Consider the following 2,760-nt stretch of genomic DNA (forward strand, 5'->3'; position numbering starts at 1 on the left):
TCTTTACACAGCTTTAAATGAAGTTCAGAGTGAGTGCTTGCAACTCTTTAGATTGCTGGATAGTTACATAAAATACCGAACGGCATCGAAGAATAAACTTCATGGTGAAGAAACCTTAGGAATACCTTCCAAGTTTGTGTATCGTTCTTTAAAGCGAAACGTTAAGCATTTGCAAAAGGAGATTACCGCGATAGAAGAGCGTCTATTAGATTTAGTTAAACAAGAGCAGCAACATCAACTGACATTATTAAAAAGCATCCCAGGAATGGGTGTGAAAACAGCTTTGTTTTTAATAGTAGTAACTGATGGATTTAAAAAATTTGAAACGGCATCACAACTGTGTAGTTATGTCGGTATTACACCAACTATACGAAAATCAGGAAGCAGTGTTCGCGGACGAAGTAGAATAAGTAAAGTAGGGAATAAGAAACTAAGAAATCTGCTATTTTTATGTGCATTTTCGGCATGTAAGTACAATAAGGCTTGTAGAGAGATTTATGAACGATTGGTGGCCAAAGGAAAGAGTAAAAAACTTGCGTTAATAGCAGTTGCAAATAAGTTATTAAAGCAAGCATTTGCTATTGCTAAATCAGGATTGCCATATTGTGAAAATCACGTTTCAGTATTGCCTAAATAGTAAAGAATTACATAAAATATAAAAGGCGCAAAACAATAAAATTATTTTGAGCCAAAACTAATAATGTCTAAAATTAACGAAGAAAAGAGTTGTTTTTTACCTCAGTTCTTTGTTGTACACAGTTATTTTATTCGTTCATAATACATTTCCGTATTTCCACACGAAATTTCTGTTCGAACACCATTCTCTCTAAAATATCCTTCATTTTTTAGATGAAGAACATTTTCATTTTTGTTATGTTTTCGGTCTTTTAATTCATAATTCCAGATTTGACGATCTGAATAGTCAAAAGTCGTATAACTCGGAACTCCGAAATATGTAGCTTCTGTAAATTTTATTTCTTCTTTTTTTATTAATTTTCCGTTTTCATAAAACGAAATTAAATCTTGGTTAATTACCAATTGTTTTTCTTCTGAATCAGAATTAATTTTTTCAAATCCCCAATTAGAGCCAACTTCATTAAGTATCCAAGTTCCTTGAATACCTTTTAATAGTTTTGTTTTTTCAATTGTTAAAATTGAATCAAATTTGGCTAAAGCTAACTTTCCGAGTTCGGTATCAATTCCCATTTTGTATGCATAGTAAAAATGTCTCATCGTTTCTTTATATTCCGATTTTTCAAGAGCATTCAATGCTTTATCAAAAGTTGTCTTTTGAACTTCACGGTTTGGTTTCCAACTTTCTTGAGCATAAAAATTTAGGCTGAAGAATAAAAACATTATTGGAAGCAGTTTTTTCATAATTGTGTACAACGGTTTTGTATATGATACGTTGCGTGTATAAGCAACTAATTTAGCAAATAAAAACCGAATAGAATATTCCGCAGGAATATTCGTAATTAGGCTAGAACTAGCAATGGATTATATACTTTGTTGTAGCACGTATTTATAGTTCTATTTTAAACAATCCATAACCTGTAGCAATCCACGCAAATTATTTTCAATTGCTATGTCCATAATTGCATTTCCTCTTTGTCGGAAAAATATAGGTTGTATTTTGTCATTTGTAACAATATTGAGTCCATCGTTTGTCGCCATCCAATAATTTCCATTTTCATCTATTTCGATATCTCTAACCATATTATTCGATAAATCAGAATTGTCTTTGTTCACGTGATTCCATTTATCATTTTTTAGGATTGAATATCCTCCAGTTAAATTTCCTCCATAACCAATGTAAAGTTCGTTGTCATCATATAATCTTAAAGCACGAACATATTGTTGCAATTCAGAATTTTCTGTTGTCAATGATTCCCATTTTGTATTTTTATAAATAAGCAATCCGCTATTATGTCCGACGTAAATTTCTTTGTCGCTTTTAACAGCCAATGCTCTTATGGTAACACTTTTCGGTAGTTTAATTTTTTTCCATTCAGTACCATTGAAAGATGTCAATCCGTTAGAACCTCCAAAATATATTATTCCGTTTTCATCTTCTGTTATATCGATGATTGAAATTTTAGATAATTTGATTTCGCTTGAAGAATAGGTCGTCCAATCTTTTCCGTCAAATTTTGCTAAACCATTTGGTTGCGAAAATGATACCCAAATATTATCTTTTGAATCGATAAAAATTGGGGAAATGTATTTTCCTTTAATAACTGAATTATTGGCGTCTAAAGTTGTGAATTTTTCGCCATCAAATTTTATAAGTCCAGATTTCGCACTTCCTAGCCATTTATTTCCATCTTTATCAACTGCGATTCCCCAAAAATCATCATCTGTCAATTCAGAGTTTTCTTTTGTAAAATGCTCGATATTTTGTCCAAAACTAAATTGGATAAATAGAATTATTAATATGGTCGATAATGTTTTTCTCATATGTGCTACAACGGTTTTGTATAAAAAGAGTTGCGTTTTTGCGTGCGAGGAATTTCCGTAGGAAATTCAGATGTAGCAAAAGTGCAACGACTTTTAAATTAGTTCTAAATATAGCGATTTTTTTTATGCGTTGTTGCCAACTGTTGCGAGACATTTGAGTAATCACGTTTTTTAATTCCGCTTAATAGATCAATTCCGAGTGAAGTTCGTAAAGTAGTTCTTTTTAATTCCGTTTAATGGATCAATTCTGAGTGAAGTTCGTAAAGTGGTTCTTTTTTAATTCCGTTTGAGTGGCTTTTCCGA

General features: G+C 31.6%; 3 protein-coding genes. 1 reads left to right on the forward strand and 2 read right to left on the reverse strand.

The window, feature by feature from the left end; all coding sequences use genetic code 11:
- On the forward strand, nt 1–637 hold a 637-nt coding region (locus AMD28_RS02110), incomplete at its 5' end, for an IS110 family transposase (RefSeq protein ID WP_055442131.1).
- Nucleotides 638–759: 122 nt separating this feature from the next.
- Here AMD28_RS02110 and AMD28_RS02115 read toward each other — a convergent pair.
- A complete protein-coding gene (locus AMD28_RS02115; protein WP_152975520.1) occupies nt 760–1,377 on the reverse strand; it encodes a hypothetical protein in 618 nt (205 codons plus the stop codon).
- 153 nt (nt 1,378–1,530) lie between these two features.
- Nucleotides 1,531–2,457 (reverse strand): two-component regulator propeller domain-containing protein, encoded by a 927-nt coding sequence (locus AMD28_RS02120; RefSeq protein ID WP_055442523.1) that lies wholly within the window; start codon nt 2,455–2,457, stop codon nt 1,531–1,533.
- Between the last annotated feature and the right edge of the window lie 303 nt (nt 2,458–2,760).

Origin of the sequence: Lacinutrix himadriensis (assembly GCF_001418105.1) — a bacterium.
In the GTDB taxonomy this organism is placed as follows: domain Bacteria; phylum Bacteroidota; class Bacteroidia; order Flavobacteriales; family Flavobacteriaceae; genus Oceanihabitans; species Oceanihabitans himadriense.

Excerpts from the sequence above, each read along its gene's own strand:
- AMD28_RS02115 (WP_152975520.1), bottom strand. The coding sequence starts at position 1,377 with ATGAAAAAACTGCTTCCAATAATGTTTTTATTCTTCAGCCTAAATTTT.
- AMD28_RS02120 (WP_055442523.1), bottom strand. The coding sequence starts at position 2,457 with ATGAGAAAAACATTATCGACCATATTAATAATTCTATTTATCCAATTT.